The organism is Acidovorax sp. HMWF029 (assembly GCF_003060895.1).
GTDB lineage: Bacteria > Pseudomonadota > Gammaproteobacteria > Burkholderiales > Burkholderiaceae_C > Acidovorax.
In genome coordinates, this window is the sequence record NZ_QAIH01000138.1 from 22,507 (window position 1) to 41,696 (window position 19,190).

At 63.3% G+C, this 19,190-nt stretch carries 19 protein-coding genes and 1 tRNA gene; 10 read left to right on the top strand and 10 right to left on the bottom strand.

Features of this window, described 5'->3' with window-relative positions; genetic code table 11:
• Position 1 precedes the first annotated feature (1 nt).
• A complete protein-coding gene (locus tag DBR12_RS09470) occupies positions 2-1,000 on the bottom strand; it encodes a tripartite tricarboxylate transporter substrate binding protein (protein WP_108617010.1) in 999 nt (332 codons plus the stop codon).
• A gap of 152 nt (positions 1,001-1,152) precedes the next feature.
• On the opposite strand from DBR12_RS09470, the gene DBR12_RS09475 reads away from it, so the two are divergent.
• The 3 genes from DBR12_RS09475 to plsY all read left to right on the top strand — a co-directional run bounded on the left by DBR12_RS09475 (position 1,153) and on the right by plsY (position 3,382).
• Positions 1,153-2,112, top strand: coding sequence for a LysR family transcriptional regulator (locus DBR12_RS09475; protein ID WP_108617011.1), 960 nt, complete (start codon positions 1,153-1,155; stop codon positions 2,110-2,112).
• Positions 2,113-2,181: 69 nt separating this feature from the next.
• On the top strand, positions 2,182-2,673 hold the full coding sequence (locus DBR12_RS09480; protein ID WP_108617025.1) for an aminoacyl-tRNA deacylase: 492 nt from the start codon (positions 2,182-2,184) through the stop codon (positions 2,671-2,673).
• Positions 2,674-2,707: 34 nt separating this feature from the next.
• Entirely contained in the window at positions 2,708-3,382 is a 675-nt protein-coding gene (plsY, locus tag DBR12_RS09485) for a glycerol-3-phosphate 1-O-acyltransferase PlsY (protein ID WP_108617012.1), read from the top strand.
• A gap of 48 nt (positions 3,383-3,430) precedes the next feature.
• Here the strand turns inward: plsY and DBR12_RS09490 are convergent, their stop codons facing one another.
• From DBR12_RS09490 to DBR12_RS09500, 3 genes are read right to left on the bottom strand one after another with little or no spacing between them, the layout of a single operon-like run.
• The gene (locus tag DBR12_RS09490) at positions 3,431-4,450 is read right to left on the bottom strand and encodes an HD-GYP domain-containing protein (protein WP_108617013.1); all 1,020 of its coding nucleotides are present in this window, start codon (positions 4,448-4,450) and stop codon (positions 3,431-3,433) included.
• A 6-nt stretch (positions 4,451-4,456) separates the two neighbouring features.
• Positions 4,457-5,122 carry a retropepsin-like aspartic protease gene (locus tag DBR12_RS09495; RefSeq protein ID WP_199226665.1) on the bottom strand — a complete coding sequence of 222 codons (666 nt, stop codon included), beginning with the start codon at positions 5,120-5,122 and terminating at the stop codon, positions 4,457-4,459.
• Between the two features lie 45 nt (positions 5,123-5,167).
• Positions 5,168-5,653, bottom strand: a complete 486-nt coding sequence (locus tag DBR12_RS09500) for a YajQ family cyclic di-GMP-binding protein (RefSeq protein ID WP_056063745.1) — start codon at positions 5,651-5,653, stop codon at positions 5,168-5,170.
• Positions 5,654-5,726: 73 nt separating this feature from the next.
• Between DBR12_RS09500 and murB the strand changes: the two genes are divergently transcribed.
• Positions 5,727-6,803: a UDP-N-acetylmuramate dehydrogenase gene (murB, locus tag DBR12_RS09505; protein WP_108617014.1), complete on the top strand. Its 1,077-nt coding sequence runs from the start codon at positions 5,727-5,729 to the stop codon at positions 6,801-6,803.
• Between the two features lie 55 nt (positions 6,804-6,858).
• Here murB and DBR12_RS09510 read toward each other — a convergent pair whose 3' ends face one another.
• The 6 genes from DBR12_RS09510 to DBR12_RS09535 form a co-directional block, all read right to left on the bottom strand.
• A complete protein-coding gene (locus DBR12_RS09510) occupies positions 6,859-9,270 on the bottom strand; it encodes an ATP-binding protein (RefSeq protein ID WP_108617015.1) in 2,412 nt (803 codons plus the stop codon).
• A 7-nt stretch (positions 9,271-9,277) separates the two neighbouring features.
• Positions 9,278-9,802: a molybdopterin-dependent oxidoreductase gene (locus tag DBR12_RS09515; RefSeq protein WP_233244379.1), complete on the bottom strand. Its 525-nt coding sequence runs from the start codon at positions 9,800-9,802 to the stop codon at positions 9,278-9,280.
• A gap of 229 nt (positions 9,803-10,031) precedes the next feature.
• Entirely contained in the window at positions 10,032-11,369 is a 1,338-nt protein-coding gene (gene argG, locus DBR12_RS09520; RefSeq protein WP_108617017.1) for an argininosuccinate synthase, read from the bottom strand.
• Positions 11,370-11,399: 30 nt separating this feature from the next.
• Positions 11,400-11,717, bottom strand: coding sequence for a pyrimidine/purine nucleoside phosphorylase (locus tag DBR12_RS09525; RefSeq protein WP_063460592.1), 318 nt, complete (start codon positions 11,715-11,717; stop codon positions 11,400-11,402).
• A gap of 181 nt (positions 11,718-11,898) precedes the next feature.
• A complete protein-coding gene (locus DBR12_RS09530) occupies positions 11,899-12,549 on the bottom strand; it encodes a glycine zipper 2TM domain-containing protein (RefSeq protein WP_108617018.1) in 651 nt (216 codons plus the stop codon).
• Positions 12,550-12,718: 169 nt separating this feature from the next.
• Positions 12,719-13,105 (bottom strand): ArsC family reductase, encoded by a 387-nt coding sequence (locus DBR12_RS09535; RefSeq protein WP_108617027.1) that lies wholly within the window; start codon positions 13,103-13,105, stop codon positions 12,719-12,721.
• 60 nt (positions 13,106-13,165) lie between these two features.
• Between DBR12_RS09535 and folC the strand changes: the two genes are divergently transcribed.
• The 6 genes from folC (at position 13,166) to DBR12_RS09565 (ending at position 19,169) form a co-directional block, all read left to right on the top strand.
• Positions 13,166-14,491 (top strand): bifunctional tetrahydrofolate synthase/dihydrofolate synthase, encoded by a 1,326-nt coding sequence (folC, locus tag DBR12_RS09540; RefSeq protein ID WP_108617019.1) that lies wholly within the window; start codon positions 13,166-13,168, stop codon positions 14,489-14,491.
• A gap of 34 nt (positions 14,492-14,525) precedes the next feature.
• Entirely contained in the window at positions 14,526-15,374 is an 849-nt protein-coding gene (locus tag DBR12_RS09545; protein WP_108617020.1) for an SPOR domain-containing protein, read from the top strand.
• 35 nt (positions 15,375-15,409) lie between these two features.
• Positions 15,410-15,898: a CvpA family protein gene (locus DBR12_RS09550; RefSeq protein ID WP_094290903.1), complete on the top strand. Its 489-nt coding sequence runs from the start codon at positions 15,410-15,412 to the stop codon at positions 15,896-15,898.
• A gap of 78 nt (positions 15,899-15,976) precedes the next feature.
• Positions 15,977-17,482 carry an amidophosphoribosyltransferase gene (purF, locus tag DBR12_RS09555; RefSeq protein ID WP_108617021.1) on the top strand — a complete coding sequence of 502 codons (1,506 nt, stop codon included), beginning with the start codon at positions 15,977-15,979 and terminating at the stop codon, positions 17,480-17,482.
• 124 nt (positions 17,483-17,606) lie between these two features.
• The gene (gene gltX / locus DBR12_RS09560; RefSeq protein ID WP_108617022.1) at positions 17,607-19,028 is read left to right on the top strand and encodes a glutamate--tRNA ligase; all 1,422 of its coding nucleotides are present in this window, start codon (positions 17,607-17,609) and stop codon (positions 19,026-19,028) included.
• Between the two features lie 65 nt (positions 19,029-19,093).
• Positions 19,094-19,169, top strand: a tRNA-Ala gene (locus DBR12_RS09565).
• The last annotated feature ends 21 nt before the right edge of the window (positions 19,170-19,190 follow it).

Below are 19,190 nucleotides of genomic sequence, written 5' to 3' on the forward strand. Positions count from 1 at the left end.
GTCAATCCACCACGATCTTGGCGCGGTGGGCCAGCGCGCGGTAGCGGCCAATCTCGTTGTCCATGGCCGCGTGCATGGCTTTGGGGCCCACAAACACGGGCTCCATGCCCTGGGCGCGGATCTGCTCCTGCAACTGGGGGTCGCGCATCGCGGCTTCCACTTCCTTGATCAGCTTGTCCATGACGGGCGCGGGCGTGCGTGCGGGGGCAGCCACGGCATACCAGCCGTCAAAGGCCGCGTCGGGCAGTTTCTGCTCTATCACCGTGGGTACCGAGGGCAGGGCGCGGGCGCGCTCGTTGCCCGCAATCGCCAGCGCCCGCAGCTTGCCCGAGCGTACATGCGGCGCGGCACTGGCCACGGTGTCGATGGCCATCTGGATTTCGCCGCCGATCAGTCCCATCATGGCCTGCGCGCTGCCCCGGTAAGGTACGTCCTGCAGGCGCACGTCGGCCGCCTGCTCCAGCAGCGCACCCACCAGGTGTGGCGCCGAGCCCGAGCCGAACGTTGCGTAGTTGATGGTTTTGGGCGCCGCCTTGGCGGCCGCCAGCAGCGCGGCAAGGTCCTTGTATGGCGCGTTGGCATTGACCACGATCACCAGCGGTGCGCGGGCCACGATGGCCACGGGGGCGAGGTCCTTGAGCGGGTCGTACGGCAGCTTGGGGCGCAGCGCGGCATTCACGGTGTAGCTGGTGGAGCCCGACACCAGCAGCGTGTAGCCATCGGGCTCGGCCTTCACCACGGTTTCGGTGCCGATGATGGTGGAAGCACCGGGCTTGTTGTCGGTGACCACCGGCTGGCCCAGGCGCGCAGACAGCTTCTGGCCCAGGGCGCGGGCCACGGCATCTGTGCCCCCGCCGGGCGGGAAGGGCACCACCACACGCACGGGGCGCTGGGGCCAGGCATCCGATGGCGCGGTGGTCTGGGCAGAAGACAGGCTGCTGGCGCAGGCGAGGGCGGACAGGGCAGCGGACAACAGCGAGGCTCGAACAAGGTGTTTCATGCGGATTCCAGTGGTAAGCGCCCTGCCACCAACAGGTGTGATCGGGCATGGGTGAATTGGAGCCTTAAGACATGCAAGATGAATGCTGGTTTACCATTGCCTTGAATAGAGATTTGGCAAATGACCATTGCCTTTTTGTGATTTAATACACCGTGGCTATTTCATTGCTCAGCTTGCCTCTGCGCTATTTTCTGGAAGTGGCGCGTACCGGTTCTGTCAACCAGGCTGCTCAGCGCCTGCATGTGGCGGCGTCGGCGGTGAGCCGCCAGCTGGGCAAGCTGGAAGACAGCCTGGGCGTGGTCCTGTTCGAGCGCCAGGCCCGGGGCATGACACTGACCGAGGCGGGAACCCGGCTGCTGGCCCATGCCAGTGCGCACGATGCGCAGGCGCTGGAGCTGGTGGATCAGCTGCAGGATTTGTCGGCCCAAGGTGCCTTGCGGGTGCGGCTGGCCTGCACCGAAGGGTTCGCGGCTGCTTTCATGCCGCAGGTCATGGCAGGCTTTCGGCGGGCACACCCGCAGGTGCAGCTGCATTTGCAGGTGGCGGTGCCGCAGGATGTCTCGGCCCTGGTGCTGCGGGGCGAGGTCGATCTGGCGCTGAAGTACAGCATGGCGCCTGAGAAGGGTCTGCAGGTGCTGCATTCGGCCATCGCTCCCATCTACGCCGTCATGCCCGCGCAACACCCGCTGGCCCGCCAGCGCAGCGTCCGCGTGGCCGACGTGGTGCGTTACCCGCTGCTGCTGGGCGCCAGCAACACCACGGGGCGGCAGTTGTTCGACCTGAGCTGCACTGTGCAGGGGCTGCGCTATGTGCCTGCGGTGGAAAGCAATTTTTCATCGGCGCTGCTGCCGCTGCTCAGCGGGCACGACGTGGTGCTGGCCAGCTACCTCACTGCGGCGCGCTGGGTGGAGGCAGGCCTGCTGGCTGCCCGACCGTTTGATGAGGCTCAGTTGCAGCAGCGGCGCCTGCAGGTGCTGGCCGCCGAGGGCCGGGTGCCATCCGCCTTGGTGGAGCAGTTCACCAAAGCGCTGGTGGTGGCCATCGAGGAATACGGCAAGCGCAAGGTGGGGCGGCGCCGCAGGGCGGCAGTAGCGCCCGGCGCGGTGTTCTGAATCATCGGGTGTTATCCGAACATTCACATTTGGATACGGATACCATCGGTGCCCTATCCGCACCACACCATGGCCAAGAAAGAACGCGTTTCCGAGACCCAAGCCACCCAGTTGCTCAAGGCGAACAAGGTGGCTTTCACCGAACACCCGTATGAGTACCTGGAGCACGGCGGTGCCATGCACAGCGCCGAGGTGCTGGGCCTGGATCCCTTTAACGTGGTCAAGACCCTTGTCATGCAGGACCAGGACGCCAAGCCGCTTTTGATGCTGATGCATGGTGACCGCAAGGTGTCCACCAAGAACCTCGCGCGGCAGATTGGCGCCAAGTCGGTCGAGCCCTGCGCGCCCGAGGTAGCCAACCGGCACAGCGGCTACCTGGTGGGCGGTACGTCGCCGTTTGGCACGCGGCGCACCATGCCGGTCTATATCGAGGAAACCATCCTCGCGCTGCCCCGCATTGCCATCAACGGCGGGCGCCGGGGTTTTCTGGTGCAGCTGGACCCGCAGGTGTGTGTGCAACTGCTGGGCGCCAAACCCGTGCAATGTGCGCTGGCAGAATAGGCCGGCCCACCTATTTGATTACCGAGGAAATGCTTTGACCGCCGTTTACCCCCTTCTTGCCGCCGTGGCCGCTTATTTGCTGGGCTCGCTGTCGTTTGCCGTCATCGTGACGCGCGTCATGGGCCTCTCCGACCCGCGCACCTATGGCAGCAAGAACCCGGGCGCCACCAATGTGCTGCGCTCGGGTAGCAAGGCAGCGGCCATCGTGACCCTGTTGCTGGACGCGATGAAGGGCTGGCTGCCCGTGGCGCTGGTGATGTGGTTCGGCCACCCCTATGGGCTGGAAGACGGCACCGTGGCTCTGGTGGGGCTGGCGGCTTTCCTGGGGCACCTCTGGCCGGTGTTTTTCCGCTTCGAGGGCGGCAAGGGTGTGGCCACGGCGTTGGGCGTGCTGGTGGGCGTCAGCGGCTGGCTGGGCCTGGCCACGGCACTCACCTGGATCATCATCGCCTTTTTCTTTCGCTATTCGTCGCTGGCTTCGCTGGTGGCCGCTGTGTTTGCGCCGGTGTACTACCTGCTGGTGGACGGCGTTGTCTGGTATGCCGAAGGCACGATTGCCGCTTCGATGGTGGTGATGGCGCTGCTGCTGGCCTGGAGGCACAAGGAGAATATCCAGCGGCTGATGGCTGGCAAGGAGTCGCGCCTGGGAAGCAAGAAAGACAAACAGGGTCCCGAGGCGAGTTCGTCGTCAGGCAAGGCGCACAAGTAGAACGAACGGGTGCTCTGATCGCCCTACAGGCCTGGCGATTGGCGGGCCTCAGAGCGCCCCAGGCCCTGTGACCAGCCCCCGCAGCCCGGCGCTGTGCTGGGCTGCATACAAACCCAGCCGCACCATGGTGCGGTGGTTGAGCTCCAGGCTTACCGCTGAGCGCGCCAGGGCCGACTGGATGCGCGGTTTGCCGGAGGCCGTTTGGTACAGGGTGGGTTGGACGTGGTGGCTGCCGCTGCGGTCGAGCAGGCTTGCCACCAGGGGGTGATTGGCTTTTTCGCTCCGGCGCAACACGATGGCCGTGTCGCCGTTTTCCAGTTTCACAAAAGTGCCCGGAGGGCACAGACCGATGGAGCGGACCAGGGTGTAGCTCACCTCGTCACGCTGGTCCACTTCCTGCCCAACGATGGCGCGCACCGAGTCCGTGGCGCTGCGGCCCGCACGCGACTTGCGTGGGCTGATCATGGCCGCATAGCGGTCGATGGTACCCAGGATGCGCGTGAGCCGGTCTTCCGGGTCCTGTCCCGCCAGGGGCACGCGCTCGGTGATGCTGGCATGGTGTTGTCCCACCACATCCAGCCAGAGCGCATCGCTGATGAACAGGCGCTCCAGCAGTAGCATGCTTTCTTCGGGGTGGCTTTTGATGGCCTCCTGCTGCGCGGCAGTGGGGCGCTCGCGCTGCTCGGCCAGTTCGTCCTGCAGCGCGGTCATGCCGATGTTCATGGTCAGCGCCGCGCGCACCAGGCTGTCGCGCTCACGCTGGGGCAGCCTCAGTTCAAGCGCCATGATGTGGCACAGCGTGCCGCACACCAGCGCGTGGGATGCGCTATAGCCCACGGTGGACGTGGACGCATGCTGGAACATCAGGTACAGCGCCGCATCGATGTCGTGCGCCACCAAGTCCTGCAGCCAGGTGTCGAATTGCCGCACCTTGCCGGGGAAATCCTGTACCTGCAGTGGCCGCGCCAGCAACACCGACAGCGCCGATTCCAGGTCGGACCAAAGGCTCAGAAGATCCTCGTACTCCCCCTCGGAATGCGGGTGATGGATGGCAGGGTGGGCGGACATGGGAGGTCAGTTGCGTTTTTCAAGCACCATCTGGTCGTTACTGCGGGTCATCTGGAATTCGTTCAGAAAACTATTGCCCAGCAGTACGTAGGGCATGGGCTGGGATGTGACGATGGCCTCCACGCCAAACACCTCCACATCGCCAACGCGCACAGAGTCAAGCTTCATGCGCCAGCCTTGCCCAACGCCATTGGCAGTGCCCATGCGCACAGGCTGGCCGCTTTGGTAGTTCAGCCCCATCCGGTCTGCATCAGAGCGGCCAATGGCGACGGTGGAGGCGCCGGTATCGACCATGTACTGCATCACCTTGCCATTGATGGTGCCGCTGTTCACAAAATGCCCCCGGCTGTCGGCGGTCAGCACAAGGCGCCTGCCGCTGGCGCCGCTGCGGCCCCCCACGCGCACCGGGGCTTCGCCCAGACGCAGGATGCGCCGCTCGCCCTTGACTTCGACGGTGGCTTCTTCCTTGAGCACTGCGATGACCTTGACCCCCTGGAATTCATCCCCGGCGCCCACGGCGCGCGGCGGGTGGGCATCCACCACCAGCAGAGCCTTGCTGCCCAGCATGCCGGCCAGCGCCACCGACTGCGCATGCACCGCTCCGGCGGTGGCCAGCAGGAGCCCGCCAAGGGCCACCATGGAGGCTGGCAGCAGGTGTAGATGCTTGGTCATGGTGCGGGGGATGAAAAAGTGAGTGGATCTTGCCGGGCGCCAGGCTCAGTCGCGGAAGTTGTCGAACGACAGCGGCACGTCGGTCACGTCCTTGCGGATCAGTGCCATGGCGGCCTGCAGGTCGTCGCGCTTGGCGCCGGTCACGCGCACCTTGTCTTCCTGGATGGCGCCTTGCACCTTGAGCTTGCTTTCCTTGAGCAGCTTCTGGATCTTCTTGGCCAGCTCACTCTCGATGCCATTGCGCACCTTGATGACCTGCTTGACCTTGTCGCCGCCCATTTTCTGCACATCGCCCATGTCCAGGAAGCGTACGTCCACGCTGCGCTTGGTGAGCTTGTTGCGCAGCACGTCCTCGATCTGGGTGAGCTGGAAGTCGGCATCGCCGATCAGGGTGATGTCCTTGTCCTTGATCTCGATGCTGGCCGAGGTGCCCTTGAAGTCGAAGCGGGTGGCGATTTCCTTGGCGGTGTTCTCCACGGCGTTTTTCACTTCAACCAGGTTGGCTTCGCAGACGGTGTCAAAAGATGGCATGGTGGTTCTCAATCTCGGGGAAACAGGGGGCAAATCGCAGCCCTTCCAAAGGGCGAATGCGACAATCGGGCCAATGGTAGTCGAGAAAAACGTCCCTTTGCAGCCCTGCAACACCTTCGGCATTGCTGCACGCGCGCAGACTCTGGTGCGTGTGCACTCCTCAGCCGATGTGCTGGCCGTGCTGGCCGACCCGGAGCTGGCGGCGGCGCCCAAGTTTGTGCTGGGTGGAGGAAGCAACATCATCCTCACCGGCGATGTGAAGCCCGTGGTGCTCAAGATGGAGATCAAGGGCCTGCGCCTGGTGGAGGAAACCCCCAAGGCCTGGATCGTGGAGGCGGGTGCGGGCGAGGTCTGGCACGACTGCGTGGCCTGGACGCTGGGGCAGGGCTTTGCGGGGCTGGAGAACCTGGCCCTGATCCCCGGCACCGTGGGGGCATCGCCCGTGCAGAACATCGGCGCCTATGGCGTGGAGCTGCAGGACAGGTTTGATTCCCTGGACGCTATCGACCTGGCCACGGGCCGTACCTTCACGCTGGACGCCGCGCAGTGCGGATTTGGCTACCGGGATTCGGTGTTCAAACACTCCGCGCCGTCAGATGCACTGGATGCGAATGGCCTGCCGCGTGGCTTGGGGCTGGAGGGCCGTGCTGTGATCACCCATGTGCGCTTTCACCTGCCCAAGCCCTGGAAGCCAGTGCTGGGCTATCTGGACCTTGAGCGTCGCATGGCAGAGGAGGGCGTATTGCAGCCCACGGCCCAGCAGATCTTCGAATGGATCTGCGACATCCGCCGCGCCAAGCTGCCTGATCCGGCCGTGGTTGGCAACGCGGGCAGCTTCTTCAAGAACCCCACGGTCTCGCCCGAGCAGTGCGCCGACATCATTGCGCGCGAGCCGCGGATCGTGCACTACCCCATGCCGGACGGCAGCATCAAGCTGGCGGCGGGTTGGCTGATTGATGCCTGCGGCTGGAAGGGCAAATCCATCGGCAAGGCGGGTGTATATGAAAAGCAGGCCCTGGTGCTGGTGAATCGGGGGCAGGGCGCCGACAGCGTGACCGGCGGCGAGGTGATGACACTGGCCAAGGCCATCCAGACCAGCGTGTACGAGCGTTTTGGTATCCGGCTTGAACCAGAGCCTGTGGTGGTTTGAACGGCCCGTCAGCTTTGCGCCGGTGGCCCTTGTGCGAAAGCTCAGTGGCAGTGATTCACCGCGCAGCCGCCTCCGCGTTGTGCCGTTCCAGTACCGATTCGACATCGGTCAATCCCATGCGCAAACACAGTGCGTGGGCCATTGCCCAGGCGTCTAGCAGCCCAGCCCGGGCTGCGGGTACCTCTGCAGGCGTGATGCGGCTCTTTTCAAGTTGCAGGGCCAGCGCAGCCAGCTTGTGAAAGCCCAGGTTGGCTGCGGCGCCCTTGAATGCGTGGGCGGGGTCACGCAGGCCATTGGGGCGCTCTTCCTTGACCTCCTGCAAGGCCTGTAGTAACGCATCCAGCGCCCCGGACTCATCGCTGAAGAAGCTGCGCAAAAGCGACCGGTAGCCTTGTGCCGACACGCCAATGCATACGTCACCCACCATCGCCATGTCGAGGTGGGTTGACACGTCGCCAGGCCTGAAGCGTTTTCGTGTGCGCGGTAAGGCGCTGGGTACAGAGGTCCCGACAGGCGAGACTCCCGCCTGCGCCGATGCAGGCGCTGCGCGGCGCATCACCTGTTCGGCGTCGCTTTCGGCCACGGTATCAGCGTCAAAAACAGGCGAGGCAGGCGCGCCACGCAGGCCAAAAAACTCCATCATTGTGGCCTGCAGCGTGGCGGCATTGACTGGTTTGCTGACGAAACCATTCATGCCACACGCAGCAGCCTTGTCGCGCGCTTGAGCGAACACGTCTGCCGTGAGAGCGATGATGGGAAGCTGCTCCGGGGCCATCCATTCCCGGATCCTTCGTGCGGCACCAAATCCGTCCAGAGTGGGCATGTGCAGGTCCATCAATACGAGGTCTGGGTGTTGGCTTTGCACGGCGGCGCAAGCCTGTTCTCCGTTGTCGGCAAACACAACGGTGTGGCCCATGTCTTCCAGCAGGGCGCCCATGTATTTGCGGTTCACCAGCTGGTCGTCTGCTACCAGCACCGTCAGGCCTCGAACGTCGGTCGGGCGCAAGGTTGGGGTTTGGGCTGTGGCCTGCGCTAACGCTTTTTCGGGCGCTGCGGCAATGGGTAGCGGCAGTTCAACGGTAAAGGTGCTGCCTTTGCCAGGGATGCTGGTTACCGAGATCTCACCGCCCATACGCTGCGCGAGGTTGCGTGATATCTCCAGTCCCAGGCCGGTTCCGCCAAACCGGCGGGATGTGCTGTCGTCCCCTTGTGTGAAACGTTTGAATAGTTTGGACAGTGTCTGGGCGTCCATTCCAATCCCCTCGTCGCTGACTTCCAGGCGTAGTGGGTAAGCCGCGAGCGAATCGGCCGGGCGAGGTGCCGACGCGTCACGCAGTAGACGCAATCTCACTGTGCCACTCTCGCTGAACTTGATGGCGTTAGTGATCAGGTTCAAAACGATCTGCTTGAGCCGGGTGCTGTCGGCCTGCACCCACTGCGGCAAGTCTGCAGCGCAATGGGAGTAAAAGCCTAGTCCCTTCTGCGCAGCTACGGGCTGCATCAGCTGTTCGACGTTGGCTATCAGGGCATGAAGATCCGTCACATGCGGGTGAATCGCCATCTTGCCCGTCTCTATGGCGGACACATCCAGGATGTCGTTCAGCAATGAGAGCAGGTGGTCTGCGGATCCTCTGGCCGTGCCCACGTATTCCCTCTGTCGGGCGGTAAGAGCAGTCCGCTCCAGCAGGTTCAGCATGCCCAGCACTCCGTTGAAGGGCGTGCGCAGTTCGTGGCTCATGTTGGCCAGGAATTGGCTCTTGCCGCGGTTGGCCGCTTCGGCTGCCAGATTGGCTTCCTGGAGGTTCTGGGTGAGTTGTTGCATCGCGCGGTGCTCGTCTTCCACCCTGCGATGTCGCCTTGCCAGCGCGGTTGCGGCCGCAAGCAGCAGCACGAGCTGCGCCAGGATGAGTGCCATGATCTGTCGGCCCTGGTCGAGCATGGTCGATTCCTGCTGTTCCAGCAGCACCGCTGTGTGGCGCGTAGCCGCCATGGTCAGCTCCTGCACCTGAGGACCCATGGCGTTGAAGTAGTGCAGCAACTGGCCGAGTTGGGCATGCGTGGGCTCTGCCGGAGGCTGCAGCAGGGCGTCGACCTTGCCCATCAACGTTGCAAGCTGGGGCATGGTATTTTGGTACTCTGCGCGCTCTTGCAGCGCTATGGTGCTGGGCGTGTCCTGCATCAGCTGGATACGGCTGGCAAACACATCGCTGCGCAGCCTGAGCGCGTCCAGGTCCAGAGGGGCGTGGCTGTGGGCGCTGACGTCAATGGCCTGCCGCAAGCGTAAAAACTCCCGCTCCAGCTGGAACGACAGTGCTGTGATGGAGTCACTGCGCAGATTCGCGCTTTGTTGTATCGAGCGCTGTTGCGCGACCTGCATTACCAACAGCACAGCCATCGCGGCCGCCATGATGACGGTGCCGAGGGCCAGCCATAGCAGGTAGCGCTGGCTATCGCGGTAAGCAGGCATTGTGAGGTCAGTCCACCTTCAGTGATTTGAGCTGCCATGCAGATCGGCCATAGTACTTGGAGGCCTTCAGCTCAAGCGTTGTGTCAAAGGGGTAGATGATGAACAGTGGCCCCTTTGTTCGTACCGAGATGGGCTTGTCATTGATGCGGTGCGCCACGATCACATCAAACTGCCGTGCATCGTCCACTGGGATGCTGGTTTTGTAGTCGTTGAGGGCTGTGGCCTCCAGTGTGACGCCCTGTGCCTTGGCCGCCGACAGCACGTCGCGTAGCAGCGGGCCGGTGAATTTGGTGGGCTCCTTGTACCACGGCGTGCTGGTCACAAAACTCCGCTGGGGCAGTGCTTCCAACATGGCCAGGTCGAACACGGCGGCTCCGGCCTGATTCGTCTCGCCTACCTTCCCTGAAATGGTCAGTATCACGGCCCCAGTGGGGGGCTGCAATGCCCAGGCCGGGGGCAGCAGGAACAGGGCCGCGCTCAGCACAAGCATGGGGCGTACGCCGGACTTCGGGGGCAGAAATGGAATGGGCATGAAATGCTCCTTCAGCGAAGTGTTGGAAGTGATAATTGTAGTGTAAATATGATTTAAATGATATTTTTAATGATCGGTACTGAATCTGTACACGGGCGCCAGCGAGTGCTGCATAAAAAAAGCCACCGTTTCCGGTGGCTTTGCTCATTTTTTGATAGCTTCTAGCGCATGATGGTCGCGCGCAGAAGCCATTTTTTGTCACTATTTTGAGTGACAAACCCCGCCAAAATCACTTGCGGTCGTTTTCCAGCTGCGCCAGGGCGGCATTGCCCCCCAGCGACAGCAGGCCCGCACGTGCATACACGCCGAGCTTGTCGCGTGTGTCCGAGATGTCCAGGTTGCGCATGGTCAGTTGGCCGATGCGGTCCAGCGGGCTGAACGGCGCGTCTTCCACCTTTTCCATCGACAGGCGCTCGGGCGCGTAGGTCAGGTTGGGCGACTCGGTGTTCAGCAGCGAGTAGTCGTTGCCACGGCGCAGTTCCAGCGTCACGGTGCCGGTCACGGCGCGCGCCACCCAGCGCTGGGCGGTTTCGCGCAGCATGATGGCCTGGGGGTCGAACCAGCGGCCCTGGTAGAGCAGGCGTCCGAGCTTGAGGCCGTTCAGGCGGTACTGCTCGATGGTGTCCTCGTTGTGGATGCCGGTGACCAGGCGCTCGTAGGCAATGTGCAGCAGCGCCAGGCCCGGGGCTTCGTAGATGCCACGGCTCTTGGCCTCGATGATGCGGTTTTCGATCTGGTCGCTCATGCCCAGGCCATGGCGGCCGCCGATGCGGTTGGCTTCGAGGATCAGCTCGACCGGGTCGTTGATTTCCACGCCGTTCAGCGCGACAGGCTGGCCTTCTTCAAAGCGCACCGAGACTTCCTCGGCCTTGACTTCGACCTCGGGCTTCCAGAACGCCACGCCCATGATGGGGTTGACGATGCGGATGCCACTGTTCAGGAACTCCAGGTCCTTGGCTTCGTGTGTGGCGCCCAGCATGTTGCTGTCGGTGCTGTAGGCCTTCTCGGCGCTCATCTTGTAGCCAAAGCCCGCCTGGGTCATGAAGGCCGACATCTCGGCGCGGCCGCCCAGCTCGTCGATGAACAGCTGGTCCAGCCAGGGCTTGTAGATCTTGAGCGAGGGGTTGGTGAGCAGGCCGTAGCGGTAGAAGCGCTCGATGTCGTTGCCTTTGAAGGTCGAGCCGTCGCCCCAGATGTTGACGTCGTCTTCCTTCATTGCTGCCACGAGCATGGTGCCGGTCACGGCACGGCCCAGGGGCGTTGTGTTGAAGTAGGTCAGACCGCCGGTGGAGATGTGGAAGGCACCGGCTTGCAGCGCAGCAATGCCTTCATGGGCCAGCTGCGTACGGCAGTCCACCAGGCGGGCCTTTTCGGCGCCGTATTCCATCGCCTTACGGGGGATGGCGTCGTAGTCAGGCTCGTCGGGCTGGCCCAGGTTGGCGGTGTAGGCGTAGGGCACGGCGCCCTTGAGCTTCATCCAGTGCAGCGCGGCGCTGGTATCGAGGCCGCCGGAGAAGGCGATGCCGACTTTTTGCCCAAGGGGCAGGCTTTGGAGAATGGTGGCCATTTGCGGGTTCCGTTGCGGTGTGGGGTGCGATCAGCCAAAGTGGCAGATGTAGTGGTAGGCCTCGGTCACGCGAATGTCGAATTTCGAGTTGCCGGGCACGCTGAACTTGTCGCCTGCGGATGACTTCACCCAGGCATCGGTGCCTGCCAGCTTGTATTCGCAGGAGCCCGCGACGCATTCCATGATCTCGGGCGCACCGGTGTTGAAGGTGAGCGTTGCGGGCAGCACCACGCCCACCGACTTCTTCGTGCCATCAGGGAAGGTGATGCCGTGGCTCACGCATTTGCCGTCAAAGTACACATTGGCCTGGGTCGTGACGGACACGCCGTCGATTTTTTCGGTGGTCATGGATGCGCAGGATTGGGTTAGAGGAAACCCGCGATTTTAGGGCAGGGGTGGCGGTGCACCGGTGGCTGGGCCCAACGAAACCAGCGCCCAGTGCCGGGACGCCGAAAAAAAGAGCCCCGAAGGGCTCCATCGTGATAGCAGATCCTCAGGGCTTGGGGTGTTTGGGGCCCCAAGCGTTGGCTCAGCGCCAGTAAGGATTGCGGTGGTGCGGGTAGTACGGCCTGTCGTAGCCATACTCAATCACCGTCACCGGCGGCGTCACGTAAGTGGGCTGCTGGTAGACCGGCTGTACCGGGTAGGTGGATGTCACCACACCAGGCTGGCTGTACACGCCTTGATGCGCGTACGGGTCAGGCTGGGTGGAATAGGTCTGGCCCGTGGGCTGCACGCTCAGCGGAATCCAGCGGCCGGGATCGTTCTGGGTGCGCGTGGTGTATTGCCTGCCTGCGTACTCGTACACCACGTTGTAGCCCACGGTGCGGTTTTCGTAGTAAGTCTCGGTGGTGCAGCGCTGCACGTTCTGGTACTGCGGCTGACCACCTTCGATCTGGTTGCCCAGTACGGCCCCGCCGATCACGCCGATGGCCGTGGCGGCTGCGCGACCGCTGCCCTTGCCGATGGCATTGCCAGCGGCACCGCCCGCAATGGCGCCCATTACGGCGCCAGCGCCGCTGGTGCGGTTGCCGCTGTACACGGTTTCATTGCCGCACACCTGCTGAGGGATGCCCACCTGCTGCACGATGGGCGTTGCGGACAGCACGCGGCCTTGTTCCTGGGCGGTCGCCAGGGTTGCGGCGGCTGCCATGGCGGAAAAAATCACGATCTTTTTCATGGAGAAACTCCTTTCGGGTCGGTACATAACGCACCGAACACATGAAAAGTTTAGGCCCATGGTGTCAATTCAGGCCTTGGGAGCCGTAAATCTGCGTAAAGATTTGTGCGAATTTCCCGCGTTGGCGGGTAAATGTCAGCCGGTCAGCCGGTCCGGTCTGCTGGGTTGGTCAGTTTTGGGGCGCTGCGTCGCGCCAGGCTTGCCATTGATCTGGCGCAAAGCCCACAGACACCTGGGTATGGCCTGCATGGTGCCATTCGACCACGGGGCGTTTGATCACACTGGGCTGGTCTTGCATCAGGGCGCTGGCGCTGGCGTCGTCCGTGACCGCCGCCTGGGTGTTGGCATCCAGCTTGCGCCAGGTGGTGCCCTGGCGGTTGACCAGCTTCTGCCAGCCCACGGCGCTCAGCCAGCCAGGCAACTGGGCGGTTGGCACGCCTTGTTTCTTGAAGTCGTGGAACTGGTAGTCCAGCCCTTGTTCGGTGAACCAGGCGCGGGATTTTTTGACGGTATCGCAGTTGGGAATGCCGTAGAGGGTGATGCGGGCGTTAGTCATGCCGCGCATCATCCTCGAAAACGCCGTGGGGAATGGGGCTCGGCGACAATCCCGGGCAGTATGCAAACGAAACCCCACACTCTGGAAGGCTGGCTGCGCCATTGCGAGCAGCTGCACCCCCACAACATCGACATGGGCCTGGACCGGGTCAGCGTGGTGGCACGCCGCATGGCGCTGCGTTTTGAATGCCCGGTGATCACGGTGGCGGGCACCAACGGCAAGGGCTCCACCTGCGCCATGCTGGAGGCCGTGGCCCAGCAGGCGGGCTACCGCACGGGGGTGTACACATCGCCCCACCTGGTGCATTTCGAGGAACGCTGCCGTGTGCATGGCGAAAGTGTGTCTGCTTCTGATTTGGTAGCGCACTTCGAAGCTGTGGAGCGCGCAAGGGTCCAAAATGGCGAAGAAATTTCGCTAACCTACTTCGAATTCACCACCCTGGCCATCCTGCGGCTCATGAGCCATGCGCGGCTAGATGTCGCGATTCTTGAAGTGGGGCTGGGTGGGCGGCTGGATGCGACCAATATCATCGATGCCGACTGCGCCGTGATCACCAGCATTGACATTGATCACATCGAGTTTCTAGGGCCTGACCGCGAAAGCATCGGCCGCGAGAAGGCGGGCATCATGCGCACCGGCCGTCCGGTGATCGTGAGCGACCCCATGGCCCCGCAGAGCGTTGTGGACCATGCGCGCGAGATCGGTGCGGACCTGTGGAGCTTCGGGCGCGATTTCAATTTTTCGGGGGACAAGCAGCAGTGGAGCTGGGCGGGGCGGGGGCGGCGTTATGCCGGGCTGGCCTATCCCTCCCTGCGCGGCGCAAACCAGCTGGTCAACGCCTCGGGCGTGCTGGCGGCGCTGGAATCTCTGCGGGACCGCTTGCCGGTGACCGCCCAGGCGGTGCGCAATGGCTTGGCCCTGGTGGAGTTGCCCGGCCGGTTCCAGATCGTGCCCGGCCAACCCACTCTGGTGTTGGACGTGGCGCACAACCCCCATTCGGTGGCAGCCCTCACGGCCAATCTGGATGCGATGGGTTTCTTCCCCACCACGCACGCCGTTTTTGGTGCCATGGCCGACAAGGATCTGGGTCCCATGCTGGCCAAGGTGAGCCCCCTGGTGGACCGCTGGTACTTCACCAGCCTGCCCACCCCGCGCGCCGAGACTGCCGCCACGCTGCAGCAGAAGTGGAATGCCGTGCAGATGGTGGCGGGTGGACGACGGGATGTGACATCGAGCGTGCACGCAGACCCCATGCAGGCCCTGACGGCTGCGGTGGCTGCGGCAGACCCCGCTGATAGAATCGTGGTCTTTGGCTCGTTTTATACGGTAGGCGGTGTGCTAATCAACGGAACACCTCGCCTGCAAGCCAAACATCTGGGCCAATAGGGCAGGTTTTGAGGTCCGCACGAGTCGTTACTCCATGGCATTTTTCAAGTTTCGGTGGCCCGGGCAGGGTGAGCAGCAACAGGCCGAAAAACCGTCCAAGCGCGGCGCGCGTACGCCGCAGGCCGAGAGTATCGAGGTGATGCGCCGCCGGGCCCGCCATCGGCTCATTGGCGCTGCCGTGCTGGTCCTGGTCGGGGTGATCGGGTTCCCCCTGCTGTTCGATACCCAGCCCCGGCCTGTGCCCGTCGATATCCCCATCGAGATTCCTGACCGCAACAAAGTGGCGCCGCTGGTCGTGCCCGCGCCTGTGGCCGAGGCCCCCGTTGCCAAGCCTGCAACGCCTGCTGCGCCCCAGGTTGCTGCCCCTGCGGCGCAACGTGCATCGGCGCCGCGCAGCGCGGCCACCAACGGGCTGACGGAAGGGGAAGAGCTGGTGCAGAGCGCGCGTCCATCTGCTGCCAAGCCTGCGCCCGCAGCGCCCACCGTGGCCGCTGCCGCCCCTGCGGCTGCACCCAAGCCCGACACCAAACCGCCTGCGGCACCTGTGCCTGCGCCGGAGCCAAAACCGGCGCAACGCCCCGATGATTCGGCGCGCGCCCGTGCCCTGCTGGAAGGCCGCAGCGCCGAACCAGCGGCCAGCGCAAATGCCGAAGAAAGCCGTTTTATCGTGCAGGTGGGGGCGTTTGCCGATGCCGAAAAGGCACGTGAAGCACGCACCAAGGTGGAGCGTGCCGGCCTCAAGACCTATACCCAGGTGGTGGACACCAAAGATGGAAAACGCACGCGGGTGCGTGTGGGTCCCTTCACCAACCGGGTGGAGGCTGACAAGGCGGCTGCGCGCATCAAGGCGCTGGAGCTGTCGGCCTCGGTGCTGACGCTGTAAGCCGGGCGGCCCGGCGGTTTCTGTTTTTTGTGTCCATGGCTGCGCTGGATTGGATTTTTGTCGCGGTGCTGCTGGCTTCGATGCTGGTCGGTGCCTGGCGTGGCCTAGTGTTCGAAGTGTTGTCGCTGCTGGGCTGGGTGGTGTCTTTTTTTGTAGCCCAGTGGTTTGCGGCGGACATGGCGGCGCTGCTGCCTCTGGGCGAGTCGGCGGGATCGTTGCGGTATGCGGCGGGTTTTGTCGTGGTGTTCGTGGCGTCGGTGTTTGCCTGCGGGTTTGTGAGCTGGCTGGCCAAGAAGCTGATTGAGGCCATTGGCCTGCGGCCCGCTGACCGCACCCTGGGGGCTGTGTTTGGCGTGCTGCGGGGCATGGTGCTGCTGCTGGCGGTGGCTGTGGTGGTGGGGCTGACCTCGCTGCACGAAGCGCCCTGGTGGCAGGAGTCACAAGCTGCCCCGGTGCTCGCCGAAGTGCTCAGGGGCTTGAAACCGGCGTTGCCGGAAGAATTTGGTAGGCATCTGCCTTCTTGATATCGATGGGGTGGCGGTCACAAGCTGCTGCCATGGGGTTGCCGCGGGGCTGTTCCCGCAAACGGATGGAATACAACTATGTGTGGAATCGTCGGCGTTGTCAGCACAGCGCCCGTCAATCAGCTGATCTATGACGCCCTGCTGCTGCTGCAGCATCGCGGCCAGGACGCAGCGGGCATCGTGACCCAGCAGGGCCGCAAGTTCTTCATGCACAAGGCCAAGGGCATGGTGCGCGACGTGTTCCGCACGCGCAACATGCGCGCCCTGCCGGGCAACGTGGGCCTGGGGCAGGTGCGCTACCCCACGGCGGGCAATGCCTACAGCGAGGAAGAGGCGCAGCCTTTTTATGTAAATGCGCCTTTTGGTCTTGTGCTGGTGCACAACGGCAACCTGACCAATGCGCGCGAACTGCGCAACGAACTGTTCCAGACCGATCACCGCCACACCAACACCGAGAGCGACTCGGAGGTGCTGCTGAATGTTCTGGCGCACGAGCTGGAGCGCTCCACCCGTGGCGTGCCACTGCAGGTCGAGGATGTGTTCGCTGCCGTGCGTGCCGTGCACAAGCGGGTCAAGGGCTCATACGCCGTGATCGCCCTGATCGCAGGTCATGGTCTGCTCGCGTTTCGTGACCCTCACGGAATTCGCCCGCTGGCACTGGGTCGCAGTCAGGATGGCACGGTGATGGTGGGCAGTGAGTCGGTGGCACTGGAGGGCACGTCCCATGTGTTCGAGCGCAACATCGACCCCGGTGAGGCCGTGTTCATCACGCTGGACGGCCAAGTCCATGCCAGCCAGTGCGCCGAGAAGCCGCAGCTCAACCCCTGCATTTTCGAGTTCGTCTACCTCGCGCGCCCCGATTCGGTGCTCGATGGCATTTCGGTGTATCAGGCGCGCCTGAACCTGGGGGAGGCTCTGGCCAAGCGCGTGGTGTCCACTGTGCCGCCCAACGAGATTGATGTGATCATCCCGATCCCTGAGTCCAGTCGCCCAAGCGCCACGCAGCTGGCGCATCTTCTGGGGATTCCGTACCGAGAAGGCTTCGTCAAGAACCGCTATGTGGGCCGCACCTTCATCATGCCGGGCCAGGGCGTGCGCAAGAAGTCCGTGCGCCAGAAACTCAATGTGATCGGCAGCGAATTCAAGGGCCGCAACGTGCTTCTGGTGGACGATTCCATCGTGCGCGGCACCACCAGCCGCGAAATCGTTCAGATGGCGCGCGACGCGGGCGCCCGCAAGGTGTACTTGGCCAGCGCTGCACCGCCAGTGCGTTACCCCAATGTGTACGGCATCGATATGCCCACCAGCAGTGAACTGGTAGCTCATGGGCGGTCGGTGGAGGAGATTCGCCAGGCGATTGGCTGCGATGCGCTGATCTATCAGGACGTGGATGGCATGAAGAAGGCTGTTGGCTCGCTCAACAGCGCTATCGCAGGTTTCGACGCGTCGTGTTTTGACGGCGTGTATGTTACCGGCGACATCACTGCAGAGGGCATCGCCAGCCTGAACGAAGGGCGTGTGGGCGTGGAAGAGGGCGAAGAAGACACCTCCCGTCTTGCGCTGCCGAATGCACAAGAGGCCTGAGCGCCAAGGCCGCATGGCTTCGATGGGCGGCGCGGCGGTTGTCCGCCGGCCACCTAACGTTCGATAGGCCGACTGATTGACCGAATCTTGACACTGGCCCCGAAAGGGGCCAGACCTTATTGATATGACTGAAACCACAGCTTCCAGCGCGGGCCGCGTGCGCACCCGGTTCGCCCCATCCCCCACGGGCTTTATCCACCTGGGCAACATCCGCTCGGCACTCTACCCTTGGGCGTTTGCACGCGCCACGGGCGGTGACTTCATCCTGCGCATTGAAGACACCGACCTCGAGCGCTCCAGCCAGGCTGCGGTGGACGTGATCATCGAAGGCATGGCCTGGCTTGGTCTGGATCATGATGAGGGCCCGTTCTACCAGATGCAGCGCATGGACCGCTACAAGGCGGTGCTGGCCGACCTGCAGGCAGCAGGCCATGTGTACCCCTGCTACATGAGTGTGGCCGAGCTGGATGCCCTGCGTGAAAAGCAGATGGCCGCCAAGGAAAAGCCCCGCTACGACGGTACCTGGCGCCCCGAGGACGGCAAGACCTTGCCTCCGGTGCCCGCAGGTGTGTTGCCCGTGCTGCGCTTCAAGAACCCGCAAGGCGGTGTGGTGGCGTGGGACGACAAGGTCAAGGGCCGCATCGAGATCCGCAACGATGAGCTGGACGACCTGGTGATCGCTCGCCCCGATGGCACGCCCACCTACAACTTCTGTGTGGTGGTGGACGACATCGACATGGCAATCACCCATGTGATCCGTGGCGATGACCATGTGAACAACACGCCGCGCCAGATCAACATCTTCCGCGCCTTGGGCAAGGAGCCACCGGTGTATGCCCACCTGCCCACCGTGCTGAACGAGCAGGGCGAGAAGATGAGCAAGCGCAACGGTGCCAAGCCCGTCACGCAGTACCGCGACGAAGGCTACCTGCCTGACGCCATGGTGAACTATCTGGCGCGCCTGGGGTGGAGCCATGGCGATGACGAGATCTTCAGCCGTGAGCAGTTCTTGCAATGGTTCAACCTCGACCACCTGGGCCGCAGCGCCGCCCAGTTCGACGAAGCCAAGCTGCGCTGGGTGAACGCCCAGCACCTCAAGGCCATGCCCGACGACGCGCTTGCCGCGCTGGTGGCGCCCCAGCTGCAACAGCGGGGTGTGCCGGAGCAGGCACTGGCCGATGGCCGTCTGGTGCGCATCTGCGCATTGTTCAAGGACCGTTGCGATACCACGGTGGCCCTTGCCCAGTGGGCGCAAGTGTTCTATGGCGATGTGACGCCTGTGGAGGCAGAGCGTGCACAGCATGTCACCGAAGCCATCGCACCAGCCCTGGATGCGCTGGCCGATGCACTGTCTGCCTGCGAGTGGGACAAGGCCTCTATCAGCGCCGCCTTCAAGCAGGTGCTGACTAGCCAGGGCTTGAAGATGCCGCAACTGGCCATGCCAGCGCGGGTTTTGACCGTGGGTACGGCCCACACGCCATCGGTTGATGCAGTGCTGGAATTGGTCGGACGTGAAAAAGTTGTAGCGCGTTTGCGAAACCGCTGAAAATCTGTCTATAATTCAAGGCTCAGATGATGACAACAAATACTAAGTGTTTGAAGTCATTAAGTGGGGGTATAGCTCAGCTGGGAGAGCGCTTGCATGGCATGCAAGAGGTCATCGGTTCGATCCCGTTTACCTCCACCAAAATTTGTTAATGGTTAGTTC

Bases quoted from the DNA above. Each gene is read 5' to 3' on its own strand.
- DBR12_RS09545 (WP_108617020.1), top strand. From the start codon at position 14,526: ATGGCATTTTTCAAGTTTCGGTGGCCCGGGCAGGGTGAGCAGCAACAG.
- DBR12_RS09500 (WP_056063745.1), bottom strand. From the start codon at position 5,653: ATGCCATCTTTTGACACCGTCTGCGAAGCCAACCTGGTTGAAGTGAAA.
- DBR12_RS09550 (WP_094290903.1), top strand. From the start codon at position 15,410: ATGGCTGCGCTGGATTGGATTTTTGTCGCGGTGCTGCTGGCTTCGATG.
- gltX (WP_108617022.1), top strand. From the start codon at position 17,607: ATGACTGAAACCACAGCTTCCAGCGCGGGCCGCGTGCGCACCCGGTTC.
- folC (WP_108617019.1), top strand. From the start codon at position 13,166: ATGCAAACGAAACCCCACACTCTGGAAGGCTGGCTGCGCCATTGCGAG.
- DBR12_RS09480 (WP_108617025.1), top strand. From the start codon at position 2,182: ATGGCCAAGAAAGAACGCGTTTCCGAGACCCAAGCCACCCAGTTGCTC.
- argG (WP_108617017.1), bottom strand. From the start codon at position 11,369: ATGGCCACCATTCTCCAAAGCCTGCCCCTTGGGCAAAAAGTCGGCATC.
- DBR12_RS09530 (WP_108617018.1), bottom strand. From the start codon at position 12,549: ATGAAAAAGATCGTGATTTTTTCCGCCATGGCAGCCGCCGCAACCCTG.
- DBR12_RS09495 (WP_199226665.1), bottom strand. From the start codon at position 5,122: ATGACCAAGCATCTACACCTGCTGCCAGCCTCCATGGTGGCCCTTGGC.
- DBR12_RS09535 (WP_108617027.1), bottom strand. From the start codon at position 13,105: ATGACTAACGCCCGCATCACCCTCTACGGCATTCCCAACTGCGATACC.
- DBR12_RS09515 (WP_233244379.1), bottom strand. From the start codon at position 9,802: ATGCCCATTCCATTTCTGCCCCCGAAGTCCGGCGTACGCCCCATGCTT.
- DBR12_RS09525 (WP_063460592.1), bottom strand. From the start codon at position 11,717: ATGACCACCGAAAAAATCGACGGCGTGTCCGTCACGACCCAGGCCAAT.
- DBR12_RS09470 (WP_108617010.1), bottom strand. From the start codon at position 1,000: ATGAAACACCTTGTTCGAGCCTCGCTGTTGTCCGCTGCCCTGTCCGCC.
- purF (WP_108617021.1), top strand. From the start codon at position 15,977: ATGTGTGGAATCGTCGGCGTTGTCAGCACAGCGCCCGTCAATCAGCTG.
- DBR12_RS09490 (WP_108617013.1), bottom strand. From the start codon at position 4,450: ATGTCCGCCCACCCTGCCATCCATCACCCGCATTCCGAGGGGGAGTAC.
- DBR12_RS09510 (WP_108617015.1), bottom strand. From the start codon at position 9,270: ATGCCTGCTTACCGCGATAGCCAGCGCTACCTGCTATGGCTGGCCCTC.
- murB (WP_108617014.1), top strand. From the start codon at position 5,727: ATGGTAGTCGAGAAAAACGTCCCTTTGCAGCCCTGCAACACCTTCGGC.